The sequence below is a fragment of the Microbispora sp. NPDC049633 genome (assembly GCF_040675265.1).
Taxonomy (GTDB): domain Bacteria; phylum Actinomycetota; class Actinomycetes; order Streptosporangiales; family Streptosporangiaceae; genus Microbispora; species Microbispora maris.
In genome coordinates this window covers 37,370-54,896 of sequence record NZ_JBFAOO010000028.1, presented here as the reverse complement: position 1 = coordinate 54,896, position 17,527 = coordinate 37,370, and the positions used below count along the sequence as shown (strand labels likewise).

The following is a 17,527-nucleotide window of genomic DNA, read 5'->3' as shown; positions in this document are numbered from 1 at the left end:
ACCGCCTGGCCTCCGTTCTGCAGTGTATTACTGACGGGTCTAGTCCCTATGGCCCGCCAACCCCCGGCCCCCCCCCACCCCCCCCCCCGGCGGCGGGGGGCCCCGCCCCCCCGGCACGGGCCACGACCCCGGATGCGCCCGGTCGCTAACGAGTGATCCGTACGTCGTCCACACCGGCCTCGACCAGGCTGGCGGTCGACTCGTCCCCGGCTTCGATCACCACGCGCACGGTCTGCCCGGCGAAGGCGGAGATGTCGGCGGTGGCCGTGCTCCACGCGCCGTCGCGGTCGGACGCGGCGCCGAGCTGCTGGACCACGGTGGCGGTGGTGCCGCCGACGATCCGCACGCGGAAGAAGTCGGCGCTGCCGGCGTTGCTGCCGTGGGCGAGGTACCACGACAGCGACAGGGTCAGCGAGCCGGTCGGCAGGGTGATCGGCGGCGACTGGATGGAGGTGGTCCCGCCGTCGACGTCGTAGTCGCCGGCCGAGGAGCCGGCGAGTCTGCCCGTGACCAGGTCGTTGGTGCCGCTGACCGTGGTGCCGAGCTGCTTGGCGCCGCTGGACGACGTGGCCTCGGGGTCGCCGCGCTCCCAGGTGCCGACGGTCGCGGTGCCGGGGACGACGGTCCAGCCCTTGTCGGTCTCGAAGTCGTCTGACCAGACCGCGACGGGCGGGGTCGCGGTGGCGAGGGTCCACACGGCGTAGGCGATGGCGTCGGCGTTGCGGTCGAGCGCGGTGTCGTTGACATTGCTCGTCGTGTCGCAGGACCGGTGGTAGCAGGAGTCGAACGCCTGGCCCGCCGTGCCTCCCCACAGGGACGCCTGGGCGCTGGTCTTGACGCCCTCGGCGCCGGTGAAGGTGCCGCCGGCCGGGATGCCGCGCGAGATGAACGGCCCGTAGTCGGAGCGTCCGTCGAAGTCGGTGCCGCGGGTCTGCACGCCGATCGAGGTGAAGTAGTCCTGGAGGACCCGCTCCAGCTGGGCCGAGCCCGCGGGGCCGGGGCCCGAGCCGACGCCGTCGGAGTTGTCGCCGTCGTAGACGAAGTAGCCGGGGTTCGGCGAGCCGACCATGTCGAAGTTCAGGTACCCCTTGATCTTCGACCGGTCGGTGGTGGACAGGTTGGTCACGTAGTACGACGAGCCGCGCAGGCCGAGCTCCTCCGCGCCCCACCAGGCGAACCGCAGGTGCTTGGCGGGGGCCAGCCCCTGCCGGGACACCTCCAGGGCCGTCTCCAGGATGGCGGCGCTGCCGGAGCCGTTGTCGTTGATGCCGGGCCCGGCGGTCACGCTGTCGAGGTGGGCGCCGACCATGAGGACGTCGTCGGGGTCGCCGCCCGGCCAGTCGGCGATCACGTTGTAGCCCGTCGCGCCGTTGTAGCTGAACGACTGGAGGGTCGTGGTGAAGCCCGCCGCGTCGAGCCTGCCCTTGACGTAGTTGGCCGAGGCCAGGTAGCCGGGACGGCCGTGGGCCCGGTTGCCGCCGTTGGCGGTGGCGATGCTCTGCAGCTGAGACAGATGGGCCTTGACGTTCGCCAGCGAGATGTTCGGCGCGGCGAGCGCCGAGGGGCCGGAGGCGTGCGCCGGCGCGGCGGGCAGCAGGGCGGCCACCAGGATGGCGGCCAGCGTGAGCAGACGTGGTCTCATGCCGGTCCTCGGGGGGTGAGAGGGGGGTGGGCGGGCCGGGTCCGCCGGGGTGTGGCGTCGCCGGCCGGGGACGGGGGCGTCCACGGGGGGTGCGGCAAGGTGGGTGCGGCAGGGATGCGACAGGGGATGCGGCAGTGGGGGCCGCGGGGTAGGCCAGTGCCGGGTGGCGCCTCCGTCGGAAGTGGGGAGCAATTCTTGAATCGCTACCTTTGCGGAAGTTAACCCGTTCTGACTCGTTCGCCTAGACCCGATCTGACGGATTTTCGCGCGGAGGCCGCGATGGTGTCAGACAGGCCGCCCCACTTCCCATGATCACGTCTCCGGGCTCATGTCTCCGGGTCACGCGTCCGCGGTCGCCTCGCGGCGGGACGCCTCGCGCCAGCTACCCGGGTGCCCGCCGCGCGAGTGCCCGCCGTCACGGCCGATGCCCGCCGCGCCGCGCGGGGGCCGGGCGAACGCCAGCCCTGCCGCCAGGCACGCCACGGGCACGACGGGAAGCACGTAGCGGTGATCGAAGTCGAGCACCGCCACCGGCGCGACCAGCAGCGTCACGGCGACCGCCCACGGCAGCGCGGCCGTCCGCGGCCGCCGCACAGTGCCCGCCCTGCCCCTGCCCGCCCTGCCCCTGCCCGCCCTGCCTACCCTGCCCACAGCGCCGGCGGTGCCCAGCAGCAGGATGACGGCCAGCGACGGCCCGCGCAGGTAGGCCGGGTGCTGGTAGGCGATGAGCAGGTCGGCGTACGGCCGGACGGACCGCATGCCGGTGAGATCGGGGTCGTACTCCCGTCTGGCCTGCTCGACGAGCGGCTGACCGGCGGGGAGCGGCCAGGTTCCGTGCGCGAAGCCGAACGCGGGGACGGTGCGGGCCGGATGGGCGACGGGGGTCCAGGCGAACGCGAGCGCGGTGTCCGCCACCACGTCGCGCAGGTAGTCCAGGGGCTGGGCGGCGACGGCGCGCAGCGCGAAGGCGCGCGCCCGGTCGTTCAGCGCGATGTGTCCGCCGGGGAGCCGGTTGAGGGAGGACCCCTCGGCCCACACGTACTCCCCCGCTGCGTCGAGGACGGTCCCGTTCGGGCACAGCGGCGCGAAGTCCGGCGGAGGCTGGATGACCGTGCAGTCCGCGAAGGTCATCGAACGGGCCCACAACGCCACTCCGTCCGTGCCGCTGACGCCCAACCTGCCGTGGAGCCCGCCGTACCACGTCGCGTACGCGGCGACCGGCAGCAGACCGGCCAGGGCGAGCGCGGCCGTCCGGCGCCAGGGCACGCGGCGGACGGCGAGCATCACCAGGATCAGCAGGATCAGCGGCAGCGCGACCGTGCGGGTGAGGGTGGCGCCCGCGAGCAGCAGACCGGCGGTCGCGGCGGCGCGCACGGACGGCGCCGGCCGGCGGACCAGCACCGCCGTGGTGGCGACGACCAGCAGGATGAACAGCGAGTCGGACAGCACCGCGTGCTCGAGCCGGAGGAACGACGCGTCGAACAGCACCGGGACCGAGGCGGCCACGGCGCCCCAGGCGGGCAGTCCCCTGCCGCGCAGCGCGGCGTAGACGATGACGCCCGTCGCCAGTCCCATCGCGTGCTGCGGCGCGACGACCAGCTCGACGCTGTGGAAGGGCAGCAGGACGCGCAGCAGCAGGGGGTATCCCATCGGGTGGAACCCCTGCTCCGGCCGCAGATCTACGGCGTTGTGCAGGTAGCTGAACGAGTCGTACCAGTAGAGCCGGGCGGGCGGGTAGCCGAGCATCGTGACCACCCTGAGCACGGCCGCGGCGGTGAGCGCGATCGCGAAGAACCGGTGGCGCCTCATCCCGGCGAGCACGCGGAGCAGGGCACGAGCGTGTGCGGGCATGACGAATCCATTCGTGAAGGGAGCCCGGCCGGGCGGCGCACGCCCGCGGCAGCCGGGCATGACCGTGGGCATGCCGGTGTCAGCGCTGAACGGCCGGTCGGCGAGGGCAGGGTGAGGATCCGGGCGCCGCGTCGCCACAGCGTGGCGCGGAGGGGCGCCTTACGCGCTCCACGCCGCGAGCAGGTCGCGATCCGCGCCGCGAGCAGCGTGCGGTCCGCACCGAGAGTGGAGCGCGGTCCGCACCGCGAGCGGAGTGCGATCCGCACCGAGAGTAGGGCGCGGACCGCCTGGCCGTGCTCAGTGTCGCGGGGGTCTAGGGACGCAGGGCTCTCAGGGACGCAGGGCTCTCAGGGACGCGCGCAGAAGGCGTCCTTGGGACGCGGCTGGGGATTCGGGGTGGAGCTGACCAGCATCAGCGCCTGTCCGTCGGCGACCATCACCCCTTCGTAGACGTACCAGGAGGCCGGGGCGGACGGCCTGGCGCCCTTGGTGGCGTAGGAGGTGAACTCCGCCCGCACGCCGCGTTCCCGCAGCAGGGGCAGGACCTCGGCGACGGTCTTGTTGACGTAGTCCACGCAGTGGAAAGGCTGGCCCTCCATGTCGATGGCCTCCAGGATGCCGTAGCGCTCCCCCGGCCGTGCGGCACGGCCGAGGACCACGGTCGCGCGTCCGTGGAACCCCACGGGGACGCGGAAGCCGATCGCGCAGCCGCCGAAGCGCGTGCACGCGCCGGGTGCCTTGATCGCCGTGATCGCGCTGTAGTCCCGGGTGCCGTCAAAGTACATCACTTGTCCTACCGAGGCGGACGAGACCGGAACGATCCGCACGTCCACATTAAGGCCACGCTGGCGCAGTTCCCGCTGGTACATGTCGGAAGCGGCGAACAGGTCGCGGACCATGACGACGTAGTGGTCGCCCTCCCTCCTGATGTCGAGCGCGGCGGAGGCGGGTGCGGGGCCGAGGCCCGCCCCGGGCACGAGCCAGCCCACGGCGAGCAGGACGGCGGTGAGCGAGACGATCGCCGGCACCAGCCGGGGGCTGCGCAGGACGGTCCGGGCGGCCCCGGTGACCGCCTCCGTCACCCATCGGCGGCGGGTCGCCGGAGCCGGGCCGGAGATGATCCCCTCCAGCAGGTCCAGGGCGGCCGGCGTCATTCCCGGGCCCGGGTCCGGGGCGATCCGGGCGATGAGCCGGTGCAGGTCATCACGGTCGTGCGTCATCACGCCTCCCCTCCCGCCAGCGCAGGCATCCGCGCGCCGAACCGGGCCACGTCCACTCCCGCGGAGCTCAACTCGTTGGCGATGCGCTTGCGCGCCCGGTGCAGCCGCAGGCGGGCGGCTCCGCGCGAGCAGCCCATCACCATGGCGATCTCCGCCGACGCCAGCCCTTCCCAGCTCGCCAGCGCCAGCACCTCGCGGTCATCGGGGCCGAGACGCCGGAACGCCGCGCGTACGGTGTCGAGGTCCTCGTGGTCCGGCAGCCGATCGTGCTCCTCCCGTTGGGCGAGCTCCGCGCCGAGTCTCTCGACGAGCGCGCTCCTGCGGGTCTCGGCCCTGCGGCCGTTGGCCAGCACCCGCCGGGCCACGCCGTACAGCCATGATCGGGCGGACGACCCGGCCGGCACGTCGCCGATGCGCCGCCACGCCGTGGCGAAGGTCTCGGCGAGGGCGTCTGCGGCGTCCTCGGGGGTGCGTGCGGCGCCGCAGGTATCCGAGGAGATCCGCGTAGTGCGCCATGTAGATCTCCTCGAAGCGACGCCTCATGTCCGAGCCGGCCACGGATACTCCCCCTTCACCGTTTTATCCGCCATCTCGTACGTGTCCGGAACGCCGGAAGTGTTTCAGCCCTCCCGCTCCTCGCGGGCGCGGAGATCAGGGGTCCGCGACGTTGGTACGTTTGGGCACGTGGCCCATTACTTCGAGGAGAGCCCCCAGGCGGCGAGCCGGCCGGGCTCGGTCACCCTGGTCCTCCCCGACCTGCATCTGCGACTGGAGACCGACCGGGGGGTGTTCTCCCCCGAACGCGTCGACGCGGGGACCCGGGTGCTGCTGGAGACCGTCCCGCCGCCCCCGGCCGAGGGCGACCTGCTCGACCTGGGCTGCGGCTACGGGCCCATCGCGCTGACGATGGCGTCGCGGGCGCCCGGCGCGACGGTCTGGGCCGTCGACGTGAACCGGCGCTCGGTGGAGTTGTGCGAGCGGAACGCCAAGAGCGCCGGCCTTGACAAAGTAAGGTCGGTGCATGTCGACGAGGTGCCGGACGACGTCCGGTTCCGGGCCATCTGGTCGAACCCCGCCATCCGGATCGGCAAGGCCGCGCTCCACGAGATGCTCACCCGATGGCTCGACCGGCTCACCCCCGACGGCAGCGCCTATCTGGTCGTGCAGAAGCACCTCGGCTCCGACTCCCTGCAGCGCTGGCTGGGCGACCGGGGCTGGCCCACCTCACGGCTGGCCTCGCGGTCGGCCTACCGCGTCCTGCGGGTCGACGCCCGTCCCGCCGGCATCGAGACCCAGAAACGATGAGCAGGAACGATGAGCAGGAGCGATGAGCGCCCGATGAGCACTCCCAACCCGCGCAGGCAGCTCAAGCCGACCGACGTCAAGCGACTCAACCGCACCTGGCGCCGCAACACCGAGGGCCGTCTCGCGCTGATCCTCGAATCGGTGACCGGCCCCTTCAACATCGGATCGATCTTCCGCACGGCCGCCGCCTTCGGTGTGCAGACGATCTGGCTGGCCGGCAACGCCACCCCGCCCACCAACCCCAAGGCGCAGAAGACCGCGCTCGGCACCGACCGGCTGGTCGAGTGGCACGAGCCGGTCCCGGTGGCCGAAGCCGTGCGCGCCGCGAGGGAGGAGGGCTACCGGGTGATCGCGGTCGAGCTGACCGGCGACGCCGTGCCGCTGCACGAGGCCAAGCTCGACGGCGACGTCTGCCTGGTGCTCGGCAGCGAGGACCACGGCTGCTCCCCCGCCGGCCTGGAGGCGGCCGACTCGGTGGCCTACATCCCCCAGGTCGGCAGGGTCGGGTCGGTCAACGTGGCGGTCGCCGCGGCCATCGCGATGGCGGAGACCCGGCGGCAGGAATGGGCGCCGGCCGCCGGGTAGGCCGTACGGCGGTTCAGCCCCGCGCGGGAAGCGGGCCGAACAGCCAGTTGCCGTGGCACTCCGCGTCCGGGCTGCGGAAGAACTGCTCGTTGGCCACGTGCAACTCCTGCCGGCTCAGTGAGCCGTTGCCGTCGAGGTCGAGACGCTCGAACGCGGCGACGGCGTTCGCCTCCGACATACGGAAGGCGCTCGCGGCCATCCGCAGGTACTCGGTCCGGGTGATCCTGCCGTCTCCGTCGGTGTCCATCAGGTCGTAGAAGGCGTCGGCGACCGGCGCGATGTGGGTGTGGTAGCCCGCCTCGGGCTCGGTGACGAACCGATGGAACCCGGCCGTGAACTCCTTCAGCTCGACGCGCTCGTCCCCGTCGGCGTCCATGGGCAGGGTCACCTCGTCCCACAGTCTCGCGTACCGGTCCCGGACCCGCCGCGACTCCGGGGAGCCCGGCGCGAACCCGAACGCGTTCACCAGCCGGTCGGCCGAGGCGGTGTAGTCCATCTTGTCGACGGTCCCGTCGTCGTCCACGTCCAGGAGCGTGAACAGATGGGCCAGCTTGCGCTGCTGCAGGTCGTTGAGCATGCACCCTCCCGAGTTCGGTCACCGTGAGCGATCGCGACTTTACCTTCCGCTACCGATTGTGGGAAGGTGCGTTGGTGCGCGTCCACGTGATCGACGGGGCCAACGGCTTCGTGGCCTCTCATCTCATCGGCGCCCTGCTGGCCCGGGGCGAGGAGGTGATCGCCCTCGCCCGCGCGTCCGCGGAGGTGGTGCGCCGCCGGGTCGCGGACGCGCTGTGCTGCCTCGGCTTCGACGAGTCCCCGGCGAACCGCCTCCGGGTGCGCGGGCTGGCGCTGGACGAGCCGGACCTCGGCCTTCCGGTCGCCGAGGTCTTCACCGAGCCCTGCGTCTACTGGCACGTCGCCGCGCTCGTCACCTTCTTCCCACGCCGGGAGGAGGAGCTGCTGAACGTGAACGTGACGGGATCGGCCAACGTGCTGGCCGCCTACGAGCGGCACGCCCGGCCCGGCTCGCGTTACATCCTCGTCGGGACGGCCTACCAGTGCGGACTCGACACCGAGGGCCCCGTTCCCGAGGACTGGCCGTCGCACGCCCCGCCGGACCGGTTCCGGAACTTCTACGAATACTCCAAACGCCAAGCGGAGATCGCACTGGAACGGTCGCGGTCCGCCCGTGAGGGCTCCGCCCTGGTGGCCCGGCTGGGGGTGATGGTCGGGCACTCCCGCACCGGGCGGGCGCTGACCGACTACGGCCTGTACGACTTCCTCCGGGTGATCGCCTTCTTCGCCCGGCGCACGCCCGGTGAACGGGTTCGCCTCCTCTGCCATCCGGACGCCAACCTCCACCTGACCCCCGTCGACACCACGGTCTCCCGGTTGCTCGCGCTCGCCGCCGCCGACCGGGCGCGTCCGGTCTCCCATGTGGTGAACGGAGCCACCGTGCCGGTGCGCGACCTGTTCGGCGTGATCAACGCCCGGCTGCCGATCGAACTGGTTCCCGCCACCCCCGAAGAGATCCGCGACAGGCCGTTCGGCCGGTTCGAGGCGCTGGTCAACATGCGGGCCAAATACACCGCGACCTATTTCCGGCACCGCTACGACTTCGCGTGGCGGAACGCGGTGGCCCCGCCCGCCGTCACGCCCGCGACCCTCGACCGGCTCGTCTCCTGGTACGTACAGGAGGGGTTGCCCGAGTGACCGACTTCGTCACCCACGTACGGAGCCGCGTCAGCGACGATCGTGAGTTCGTCTTCGTGCGCGACGACGGCGGCGCGTCCCGGCTCACCTTCGCCGAACTGGACCGGCGGGCGCGCGCCACCGCCGTGTGGCTCGCCGGACTCGGCCTGACCGACCAGCCGGTGCTGCTGCTCTACCCGGCGGGGCTCGACTTCACCGTCGCGTTCCTCGGCTGTCTGTACGCCGGGGTGCCGGCGATCCCCGCTCCCCTGCCGGACGCGGGCACGCCGCACGCGAGCCGCGTACGGACTCTGATGCGGGACGCCGGCGCGCGGCTGGTCCTGACCGATTCCGCGCACGCGTCCGGGCTGTCCGGTCTTTCGGCCCGTGTGGCCGACGTCGCCACCGCCGATCCGGACGCCTGGACTCCACCGGCCCTGACCGGCGGCACCATCGCCTACCTGCAGTACACCTCCGGCTCCACCAGCGACCCGCGCGGAGTCGAGGTCTCCCACGGCAATCTGCTGCACAACCTGGGGCTGTTCGGCTCGCTGGCACGGGAGAGGCCGGTACGGCGACTGGCCGGGTGGCTGCCCCACTACCACGACATGGGCCTGGTCGGCCTCCAGTTGCAGGCGCTCCACGCGGGCGCCGACCTGGTGTTCATGTCACCCGCCGCGTTCGTCGCGCGGCCGGCCCGCTGGCTGGAGCTGATCAGCCGGTACGGCGCGGACTGGACCGTGTCCCCGGACTTCGGGTACGCCTGGTGCACGCACAGGATCACCGACGAGCAACTCGCCGGCCTGGACCTGTCCACGCTGACCATGGCCCTCAGCGGAGCCGAGCCGATCCGGGCCCGCACGCTCGCCGAGTTCGAACGACGGTTCGCTCCCGCGGGCTTCCGCCCGGCCACCTGGAATCCCGGTTACGGCCTGGCCGAGTGCACCCTGATGGTCACCTGCGTGCCACAGGGGCAGGGCGTGACCGTGCGCCGGTTCGACCCCTCCGGGCTGCAACGACATCGGGCGGTCCCGGCACCCGAGGGGACACCTCTGGTCGCCTGCGGGCCGGTCTCCGGGCTCGACCTGCGAATCGTCGATCCGGGCGGCTCCGGCCCCGTCGCCGACGGCGAGATCGGGGAGATCTGGGTGGCGGGCCCCAGCGTCGCCCTCGGCTACTGGGGCCGCCCGGCGGAGACCCGCGCCACCTTCCGGGCCCACGATCCGGCGCTGCACGGCCGCTGGCTGCGCACCGGGGACCTGGGGTTTCTGCTCGACGGCCAGCTCTACGTGACCGGACGGATCAAGGATGTGATCGTCGTCAACGGCCGCAACCTCTACCCGCAGGACCTGGAGGAGGCCGCGGCGCGGGCCAATCCGGCCGCGGGGCGCAGCGCCGCCTTCGGCGTCCGGCGCGACGACGGCGGGGAACACGTCGTCCTCGTCCAGGAGGTGCGCCGGGGAGCGTCGGGGGCCCTCGGCGAGACGGCCGACCGGGTCATGGATCAGGTGACGCGGGAGTTCGGCATCCCGCTGAGCCTGATGCTGGTGCCTCGTGGCGCGGTGCGGCAGACCACCAGCGGCAAGCTACGCCGCCGGCATATGCGGAACCTGTTCCTCAGCGGACGCCTCACCCCGCTGCACGCCGAACTCGAACCCGCGGTCAACGACCTGCTGGAGACCATCGCATGAACGCCTCCGACCCGATGTCCCCCGGCGACCTGCGCCGATGGCTCACCGAGCGGGTGGCCGCCTATCTCGGGCGGCCACCCGCGGAGATCGACCCGGCGGTGAAGCTCCGCACGTACGGCCTGGACTCGATCCATGCGCTCAGCCTGTGCGTGGACGTGGAGGAGGCCGTCGGCCTGCTGGTCGAGCCGACCCTGGCCTGGGATCACCCCACGATCGACGACATCGCCGCACACCTGACCGGCCTCCTGTCGAGGGACCGGCCCCGGCGAGAGCCGGCGGAGGGCCTGGAGTGAACCGCGGCACGCGGAAGCGCCCCATCGATCCCCGGGCATGACAAGGGACTCTTGTGACGCAAATGTTCACCTACGTGCGCTGACTGTACGGCCGGGACCCGGCATACTCCTTCCGTGCACCGCCGTTTCGCGTTCCTCGACCACCCCGGCCCGCTCGCCTTCGCGCACCGAGGCGGGGCGGCGGAAGCCCGCGAGAACACCATGGAGGCGTTCTCGCGCGCGGTCGAGCTCGGGTACACCTACCTGGAGACCGACGCGCACGCCACCGCCGACGGCGTCCTGCTCGCGTTCCACGACCACAGCCTCGACCGCGTCACCGACCGCACCGGCCGCATCTCTCGACTGCCCTACCGTGAGGTACGCGAGGCCAGGATCGGCGGCCGGCACGAGATCCCGCTGATGGAGGACCTGCTCGGCACCTGGCCGGACGTGCGGTTCAACATCGACGTCAAGGAGAGCGCCGCGATCGCGCCGCTCGCCCGGGCCATCCACCGCACCCGCGCCTACGACCGGGTGTGCCTGACCTCGTTCTCCGACGCACGGCTGGCCCGCGCCCGGCGCGCGATCGACCGGGAGGTCTGCTTCTCGCTCGGCCCGCGCGGCCTGGCCGCCCTGCGCACGGCCGCGGTGGGCGGCGGGTACGGCAGGCTGCTGGCCGGGCTGGCCCGCGCGGGGGTGCCGTGCGCGCAGGCGCCCATCGGGTTCCGCGGCCTGCGGGTGACCACCCGCGCTCTCGTGCGCACCGCGCACGCGATCGGCATGCAGGTGCACGTGTGGACGGTGAACGACCCGGTGACGATGGCCCACCTGCTCGATCTCGGCGTCGACGGGATCATGACGGACAACATCAGCGGCCTGCGCGACGTGCTCAAGTCACGCGGGCAGTGGCACCCCCGCCCGGCCGCGCCGTGACGGCCGCCAGCTGACTCCGCCCTCGAAGCCCTCGAACCCCTGCCCCGCCGAACCCCTGCCCGTCCACCCCCTGCCGCCCAGCCCCTGCCGTCCCCCGACCGATTCGTACGACCGCCCACCCCCGGCGAGGAGAGAACATGACCGCCCCCCAGGTCGTCCACGAGGAGCTTCCCGAGGCGCGGCGGCGCGAACAGCGCGGCTGGTACTGGTACGACTGGGCGAACTCCGCGTTCCAGACGACCGTCCTGACCGTCTTCCTCGGCCCGTATCTGACGTCGATCGCGACGACGGCGGCGGGCGGCGCGGACGGCTTCGTGTCGTTCCTCGGCCTGGACCTGCGGCCCAAGGCGTACTTCACCACCCTGGTGACGATCTCGGTGCTGCTGCAGATCGTGGTCATGCCGATCATCGGCGCCGTGGCGGACCACACCGGACGCAAGAAGCAGATCCTGGGGGTGCTCGCCTACCTGGGCGCGACGGCCACACTCGGCTTCTACCTCGTGTCCGGTGACGCCTACCTGCTCGGCGGCGCGCTGTTCCTGGTCGCCAACGTGACGTTCGGTGCGTCGATCGTGGTCTACGACTCCTTCCTGCCGCAGATCTCCGGCGCGGAGGAACGCGACGCGATCTCCAGCAGGGGGTGGGGCTTCGGCTACCTCGGCGGCGGCCTGCTGCTCGCGCTGAACCTGGTCGTCTACCTGTCCGGCGCGGTCGAGGAGGGCCTGGCGGTGCGGATCAGCCTGGCCTCGGCGGGCCTGTGGTGGGGCGCGTTCACGCTCATCCCGATGCTGCGCCTGCGCAACCGCCGGGTGCCCGTCCACGAGGCGACCGCGACCCGGGCCGTGACCGGCAGCGTCCGCCAGCTCGGCCGTACGATCGCCGACCTGCGGCGCTACCCTCGCACGCTGCTGTTCCTCGCGGCCTACCTGGTCTACAACGACGGCGTGCAGACGGTGATCGGCTTCTCCGCCACCTACGCCGACCAGGAGCTGGGGCTGAGCCAGACGCACCAGATCGGCGCGATCCTCATGGTGCAGTTCATCGCCGTCGGCGGCGCGCTCGGGCTCGCGCGGCTCGCGGCCAGGATCGGGACCAAGCGCACGGTCCTGGCCAGCCTGGTCGTGTGGACACTGGTGGTGGGAGTGGCCTATTTCCTGCAGAAGGGCGCGGCGATCCAGTTCTACGCGATCGCCTTCGCCATCGCGATCGTCATGGGCGGCACGCAGGCGCTGTCGCGCTCGTTGTACTCCCTGGTGATTCCGCCCGGCCGGGAGGCGGAGTACTTCAGCCTCTACCAGATCAGCGACAAGGGGTCGGCGTTCCTCGGCTCACTGGTGCTCACGCTGGCGCTCCAGCTCACCGACAGCTACCGCACCGCGATCGTCTCGCTGGTGGTGTTCTTCGTCATCGGATTCGTGCTGCTGACCCTTGTCAACCTGCCCCGGGCCATCCGTGAGGCGGGGAACGAGGTGCCCGAGCACATCTGAGACCACTGGGACGGAAAAAGCGCGATTGGATCAGGTCTCGGCTGGGAATCCACACACGGTATCAGGCGTTGTACGCGGTGGCGAACGAACCCCTCGAAGGCGGGGACCTCAGGAGGCTTAAAGACATGGGCGAGCGTGCACTTCGCGGTACCCGGCTCGGCGCGACCAGCTACGAGAACGACCGCAACACCGACCTGGCCCCGCGCCAGGAGGTGTCCTACACGTGCCCGAAGGGCCATCTCACCACCGTTCCGCTCGCCGTCGAGGCCGAGATTCCCACGACGTGGGAGTGCCGTCACTGCGGCAGCCCCGCGCTGCGGGTGGACGCGGAGCAGCCCCAGCAGAAGAAGGCGAAGCCCCCGCGGACCCACTGGGACATGCTGCTGGAGCGCCGCTCGATCGAGGACCTCGAAGAGGTGCTGAACGAGCGCCTCGCCATTCTGCGCGAGCAGCGGCGCAAGAGCGCGTAGGACGCCGACGACGCCCCCGGCGGCCCGGACCAACCGGGCCGGCGGGGGCGTTTCGCATATGTGATCAGGTCGGTCAGCCCGCCGGCGCGCGGACGACGACCATGGGGCACCTCGCGTAGTGCAGCATGGCCTGGCAGACCGAGCCGAGGACCAGGCCGGTGAACTGGCCGTGACCCCGGGAGCCGATGACGAGCAGGTCCGCGCCCACCGACGCGTGCCGCAGCACGTCCACGGGATGACCCCGGACGACCTCCTCGACGACCTTGACGCCAGGGTACTGCTCGCGGCGCCCGGCGAGAGCCTCCCTGACCATCCGCACCTCGGCCTTCTCGTCGTCGAAGTCGTCCGGCAGCGGCGCGAAGCCGCCGCCCGCCTCCAGCGGACTGTAGGCGTGCACCGCCCGCAGGCCCACACCGCGCAGCTCCGCCTCGGCGAAGGCGAAGTCGAGCACCTTCGCGCAGGCGGACGATCCGTCGACGCCCACCACGATCTCCGGGCGCGGCGCCGAGGGCACCTCCCGCACGACGACCACGTCGCACGGGGCGCGACCCGCCACGCCGTACGCGACCGAGCCGAGCAGCAGGCCGCGGAAGCCGCCGAGCCCGTGGTTGCCGAGCACCAGGAGATCGGCGTCCTCGGCGGCCTCGATGAGCGCCGGGCGCGGATCGCCGGCCAGGATCGCGGTGTCTACCGCCACCCCGGGCGCCTCCGCGTACGCCCGCCCCGTGGCGGCGCCGAGCACGTCGGCGGCGCCGTCGCGCATCCACGCGGCGACGCTCGTGTAGCGGCCCTGCAGGGCGGTCGAGCACGCCCAGGCGGGGATGGCGTTCGCGATCCGCAGGGGGACGCCGCGCAGTCCGGCCTCCCGGGCCGCCCAGGCCACCGCCGCCATGCCGGCGTGCGAACCGTCGACACCCACGACGATCATGAGGCCCTCCTTCTCCGGTCCTTCCATCGAACCGCGCACGCGCCGGAGGGTGCGAGCGCCGAAGGTCCCGCCGGGACGGGACCTCCGGCCCCCGGGTCACATGACGCCGGCCCGCTCCGGGGATGCGGCGGCGTCGGCGGTGAGGTGGTGGCGCAGGCGTTCGCCCTCGACGTCCAGATCGGGCAGCACCCGGTCCAGGGCGCGGGGCAGCCACCAGGCGGCGCGGCCGAGCATGGACATCACGGCGGGGACGAGCGTCATGCGGACGACGAAGGCGTCGATGAGCACGCCGACGGCCAGCGCGAAGCCCATCGACTTGATGATCGGGTCGTCCATGAACACGAACCCGCCGAAGACGGCCGTCATGATCAGCGCCGCGGCGGTGACGACCCGCGCGTTGTGTCCCATGCCGTTGATCGTGGCCTGGCGGGGGGTGTCGCCGTGCACGTAGTCCTCGCGCATCCGCGAGACCAGGAACACCTCGTAGTCCATGGCCAGGCCGAACAGGATGCCGATGAGCAGGATCGGCAGGAAGCTGACCAGCGGGCCCGGCACGTCCACGCCCAGCAGACCGGCCAGGTGGCCCTCCTGGAAGATCGCCACCGTGATCCCGAAGGTCGAGCCGACGGTGAGCAGGAAGCCCAGCGCGGCCTTGACCGGCACCAGGATCGAGCGGAAGACGAGCATGAGCAGGAGCACCGACAGGCCGACCACCAGCAGCAGGTACACCGGCATGGCGTCGGCGAGCTTGTCGGAGACGTCGATGCCCACGGCCGTCGCCCCGGTGACGGCGATCTCGGCGCCGCGGATGGAGGCGACCTTGGCGCGGATGGCGTGGACGGCGTCCTCGGTGGCCGCGTCGGTGGGCCCGGCCTTCGGGATGATGGTCAGCAGCGCGGTGGTGCCCGCGGCGTTGGGCTGCGGCGGGGCCACGGCCAGCACGCCGGGGGTCTGCTGGATCATCTTGGCGGCCTCGCCGGCGGCCGCGGTCGTGGCCGCCGGGTCCGCGGCGGAGACCACGGCGATCAGGCGGGCGTTGAAGCCCTCGCCGAAGCCCTCGCTGGTCAGGTCGTAGGCCTCGCGGGCCGGGGTGCCGGGGGCGGCGGTGCCGGCGTCGGGCAGGGCCAGGCGCAGGTCCTGAGCCGGCAGTGTGAGCGCGCCGAGGCCGATCACGCCGGCCAGCAGGATCGGCACGCGCAGCCGGGTGACGGCCCGTCCCCACGTGTAGCCGAAGCCCTCGGCGCCCGCGCCCGTGTTCTGACCGGTGCGCTGCTTGCGGGGCAGCACGCGGGCACCGGCGTACGACAGGAAGGCGGGCAGCAGCGTGAGGGCGACCAGGACGGCGACGGCCACGGTGCCGGCGGCGGCCAGGCCCATCACGCTCAGGAACGGGATGCCGACCACCGACAGGCCGGCGAGCGCGATGACCACGGTGGCCCCGGCGAACACGACCGCCGATCCGGCGGTGCCGACCGCGCGGCCCGCGGCCTCCTCCGGCGTCACGCCCTCGGCCAGGAACTGGCGGTAGCGGGAGGTGATGAACAGGGAGTAGTCGATGCCGACGGCCAGGCCCAGCATCAGCGCCAGCACCGGCGTGACGGAGGTCAGCTCGACGACGCCACTGAGCGCGAACAGGCCGCCCATGCCGGCCCCCACGCCGATCAGCGCGTTCAGCAGGGTCATGCCGGCGGCCACCAGCGAGCCGAAGGTGACGATCAGGACCACCGCGGCGATCAACACGCCGATCCCCTCCGACCCGCCGACCTCCGGCGCGCCGTTCAGGATCTCGCCGCCGTGCTCGACCCGCAGCCCCTGGGCCGAGGAGCCGGCCTTCAGGTACGCCGCGCGCTGCGCGGCGGTCACGTCCTGCGCCTCGCGGTCGAACTGCACCTGGATCAGGGCGTGGCGGCCGACGGGGGAGACGGCGCCGGTCTTGAACGGGTCGAGGGCGGCGACGACGCCGGGGACGGCGGCGGCCTCCTGGACCACCGGCGCGACCGCGGCGGGGTCGAGCTTGCCGCCCTGCGGGGCGGCCACGACGATGGTGCCGGTGGCCCCGCTGGCCTGCGGAAACTCCTTGGCCAGGGCGTCCAGCGCCCGCTGCGACTCGGTGCCGGGCATGGCGAACTTGTCGCCGGTCGGGCCGTGGAAGGCGGCCGCGGCCAGGCCCAGGACCACGAGCAGCAGCAGCCACACGGCGGCCACGCGCCCGCGCCTGCGGAAGGAGAACCGGCCCAGCCGGTACAGCAGGGTTGCCAAAACAGATCTCTTTCTTCTGAAGGTCAGTCGGCCTGCAGACCGAGCGTCCGCAACGCCCCGCGGGTCAGTTCCGCGCGCAGCGTCTCCTCCGGGATCGTGAGCTCGCCGGCGCTGGTCAAGATGATCCCCAGCATCGCCATCCAGGCCCAGACCCGGGCCTGGGGGGCGGCCGAACGGCCGGACAGGGCGTCCGTCAGCCGTTCGATGAAGCCGTCCACGTCCGGCAGTTCCGGCCGGTTGATCAGCGCGTCCACGTCCTGCAGGAGGATCTTCACCTGCAGCCGGAAGCGCAGGGACAGGTCGACGAGCGCGGCGACGGCGGCACGGGCGGCCGTCTCGCCGTCCAGCCCGGCGAGCCGCGCCTCGAGTTCGGCGACCTGCGACCCGACGGGCGCCAGCAGCTCGGTCAGGATCGCGTCCTTGTTCGTGAAGTGGTAGAGCAGGGACGCCTTGGAGCAGCCGGCGTCCGTGGCGATCTCTTGGAGGGAGGTGCCGCGGAAGCCGTGGGCGGCGAACAGCCGTACCGCCGAGTCGAGGATGTCCGCGCGCAGGGTGGTTACGGAACGCGCCATGGGAGACACCCTAGCTGACCGATCGGACAGGATCTGACCGATCGGCCAGTGACGGGCGCCCTCCTCTTTCAGGAAGTGCCGGGATGAGCGGACGTCGAGCAGCGCGTGCGCCTCTGTACGCTCGCCAGGGATCCGTCAGGCCGTCGGCGCGGAGCTCTTCCTGTAGTTGATCCACATCAGCGTGACGGGCGGGCAGCTAACGGCACGATGGCCACAGCCCGGCTGTCCCTTCGACCCGCCAAGGAGCTGATCCAGGCCCGCGAGCACGGCCCTATCAGCCGATTCCCCTTCCTTGGCGGGCACCGGGGCCGGCTGGTCGCCGGCTACGACCTGGTCCGGTCGGCCCTGGGATGCGCCACCACCCGCTGATCGACTACGGCGACTTGGACATTCCTCCAGCGCCGCCCGATGAGTTCCTCCTCACGGACGGGCCCCAGCACGGCCGCGACCCGCAAACCACCAGTGGGCAAGTTCACCGCCCGCCGGATGCGAGGGGACGGCGCCGATCCAGGCCGGATTCGACACCACCGCGAACACGCCGGCACTGGGCACCATCGCGCTGCCGCAGGACCCGGACCAGCTCGCCGCGCTGTGCACATAGCTCCGGAACGTTTCGTGAT

General features: G+C 72.3%; 16 protein-coding genes and 1 pseudogene. 9 read left to right on the top strand and 8 right to left on the bottom strand.

Features of this window, described 5'->3' with window-relative positions; all coding sequences use genetic code 11:
* Positions 1 to 145: 145 nt before the first annotated feature.
* The 4 genes from AB0J39_RS10455 to AB0J39_RS10440 all read right to left on the bottom strand — a co-directional run bounded on the left by AB0J39_RS10455 (position 146) and on the right by AB0J39_RS10440 (position 5,126).
* Positions 146 to 1,642 (bottom strand): M28 family peptidase, encoded by a 1,497-nt coding sequence (locus AB0J39_RS10455; RefSeq protein WP_363463123.1) that lies wholly within the window; start codon positions 1,640 to 1,642, stop codon positions 146 to 148.
* Positions 1,643 to 1,981: 339 nt separating this feature from the next.
* Positions 1,982 to 3,493: a hypothetical protein gene (locus AB0J39_RS10450; protein ID WP_363463122.1), complete on the bottom strand. Its 1,512-nt coding sequence runs from the start codon at positions 3,491 to 3,493 to the stop codon at positions 1,982 to 1,984.
* Between the two features lie 347 nt (positions 3,494 to 3,840).
* Positions 3,841 to 4,713: a hypothetical protein gene (locus AB0J39_RS10445; protein WP_363463121.1), complete on the bottom strand. Its 873-nt coding sequence runs from the start codon at positions 4,711 to 4,713 to the stop codon at positions 3,841 to 3,843.
* Entirely contained in the window at positions 4,713 to 5,126 is a 414-nt protein-coding gene (locus AB0J39_RS10440) for an RNA polymerase sigma factor (protein WP_363463125.1), read from the bottom strand. The genes AB0J39_RS10445 and AB0J39_RS10440 overlap by 1 nt, the downstream gene beginning before the upstream one ends.
* A 271-nt stretch (positions 5,127 to 5,397) precedes the next feature.
* Here AB0J39_RS10440 and AB0J39_RS10435 point away from each other — a divergent pair, with 271 nt between their 5' ends.
* Both AB0J39_RS10435 and AB0J39_RS10430 read left to right on the top strand, forming a co-directional pair.
* Positions 5,398 to 6,018: a methyltransferase gene (locus tag AB0J39_RS10435; RefSeq protein WP_363463120.1), complete on the top strand. Its 621-nt coding sequence runs from the start codon at positions 5,398 to 5,400 to the stop codon at positions 6,016 to 6,018.
* A gap of 33 nt (positions 6,019 to 6,051) precedes the next feature.
* A complete protein-coding gene (locus tag AB0J39_RS10430) occupies positions 6,052 to 6,603 on the top strand; it encodes a TrmH family RNA methyltransferase (protein WP_363463119.1) in 552 nt (183 codons plus the stop codon).
* A 13-nt stretch (positions 6,604 to 6,616) separates the two neighbouring features.
* On the opposite strand, the gene AB0J39_RS10425 is transcribed toward AB0J39_RS10430, so the two are convergent.
* Entirely contained in the window at positions 6,617 to 7,180 is a 564-nt protein-coding gene (locus tag AB0J39_RS10425) for an EF-hand domain-containing protein (RefSeq protein WP_363463118.1), read from the bottom strand.
* 74 nt (positions 7,181 to 7,254) lie between these two features.
* Between AB0J39_RS10425 and AB0J39_RS10420 the strand changes: the two genes are divergently transcribed.
* The 6 genes from AB0J39_RS10420 (at position 7,255) to AB0J39_RS10395 (ending at position 13,148) form a co-directional block, all read left to right on the top strand.
* A complete protein-coding gene (locus AB0J39_RS10420; RefSeq protein WP_363463117.1) occupies positions 7,255 to 8,316 on the top strand; it encodes an SDR family oxidoreductase in 1,062 nt (353 codons plus the stop codon).
* Entirely contained in the window at positions 8,313 to 9,986 is a 1,674-nt protein-coding gene (locus AB0J39_RS10415) for a fatty acyl-AMP ligase (RefSeq protein ID WP_363463116.1), read from the top strand. Before AB0J39_RS10420 ends, AB0J39_RS10415 begins: the two co-directional genes overlap by 4 nt.
* Positions 9,983 to 10,279, top strand: a complete 297-nt coding sequence (locus tag AB0J39_RS10410) for an acyl carrier protein (RefSeq protein WP_363463115.1) — start codon at positions 9,983 to 9,985, stop codon at positions 10,277 to 10,279. Before AB0J39_RS10415 ends, AB0J39_RS10410 begins: the two co-directional genes overlap by 4 nt.
* Positions 10,280 to 10,393: 114 nt before the next feature.
* Complete coding sequence (locus tag AB0J39_RS10405) at positions 10,394 to 11,191, top strand: glycerophosphodiester phosphodiesterase (protein WP_363463114.1); 798 nt, start codon at positions 10,394 to 10,396, stop codon at positions 11,189 to 11,191.
* 137 nt (positions 11,192 to 11,328) lie between these two features.
* Complete coding sequence (locus AB0J39_RS10400; RefSeq protein ID WP_363463113.1) at positions 11,329 to 12,678, top strand: MFS transporter; 1,350 nt, start codon at positions 11,329 to 11,331, stop codon at positions 12,676 to 12,678.
* A 125-nt stretch (positions 12,679 to 12,803) separates the two neighbouring features.
* A complete protein-coding gene (locus AB0J39_RS10395; RefSeq protein ID WP_030509898.1) occupies positions 12,804 to 13,148 on the top strand; it encodes an RNA polymerase-binding protein RbpA in 345 nt (114 codons plus the stop codon).
* A gap of 73 nt (positions 13,149 to 13,221) precedes the next feature.
* Here the strand turns inward: AB0J39_RS10395 and AB0J39_RS10390 are convergent, their stop codons facing one another.
* From AB0J39_RS10390 to AB0J39_RS10380, 3 genes are all read right to left on the bottom strand, one after another.
* Entirely contained in the window at positions 13,222 to 14,076 is an 855-nt protein-coding gene (locus tag AB0J39_RS10390; RefSeq protein ID WP_363463112.1) for a universal stress protein, read from the bottom strand.
* A gap of 96 nt (positions 14,077 to 14,172) precedes the next feature.
* Complete coding sequence (locus tag AB0J39_RS10385) at positions 14,173 to 16,335, bottom strand: MMPL family transporter (RefSeq protein WP_363463111.1); 2,163 nt, start codon at positions 16,333 to 16,335, stop codon at positions 14,173 to 14,175.
* Between the two features lie 23 nt (positions 16,336 to 16,358).
* Complete coding sequence (locus tag AB0J39_RS10380) at positions 16,359 to 16,907, bottom strand: helix-turn-helix domain-containing protein (RefSeq protein WP_363463110.1); 549 nt, start codon at positions 16,905 to 16,907, stop codon at positions 16,359 to 16,361.
* A gap of 169 nt (positions 16,908 to 17,076) precedes the next feature.
* On the opposite strand from AB0J39_RS10380, the pseudogene AB0J39_RS10375 reads away from it, so the two are divergent.
* A pseudogene (locus AB0J39_RS10375) lies at positions 17,077 to 17,399 on the top strand (hypothetical protein); the annotation flags it as partial.
* Between the last annotated feature and the right edge of the window lie 128 nt (positions 17,400 to 17,527).